Raw genomic sequence first — 508 nt, 5'->3', positions numbered from 1 at the left:
GGTATATGAATATCTCTACAGAATTGATACTGATAAGGTGGCTTTGGTAAAATATTTAGGAGATAATGAAGTAGGTTTTGTGGAAAGAACGGAGGAAGTTTTAAATGAAATAAAGTGCATGATAAAAGAACCATTAAATATTATGGTTCTATTCATATACGCTCAATTTAAGATTGAAGATTTTTTTTCCATAGCAGTACCTGAAATCAAAAAAGCTGAATATCAAATGATAATTAATGCTTTCGATTTAGAAAGACTTGTATTTTATTGGGATATAGAGAGTTTGTCATTGTGGAAATACGCTAGAGCTCGGGAGAGATTTGAAAGTGAAGGGCGCCAAATAATGCCATTTTATTCTAATCTAACCTATTTTAAATGGTACATGGGGAATAGTGAATCATTTTTTCCAATTGACGATCGTGCTCCTGATGTTTTAATTTTTGATTATTCAATGCAGGGGAGTATTATAATAGAGGCTGAGCAAAAAAAAGATAAGCACCTAGTCCAA

Annotated in this window: 1 protein-coding gene; it reads left to right on the top strand. The window is 31.9% G+C overall.

The genetic code is table 11. The annotated features are described in order from the left end of the window. Nucleotides 1–508: hypothetical protein (locus HC175_RS17515; protein WP_168139577.1), on the top strand; the 508-nt coding region annotated here is incomplete at both ends.

It is taken from the genome of Salinimicrobium oceani (assembly GCF_012037645.1).
The sequence above is the reverse complement of the archived record's forward strand: the minus strand, read 5'-3'. Positions and strand labels throughout refer to the sequence as shown.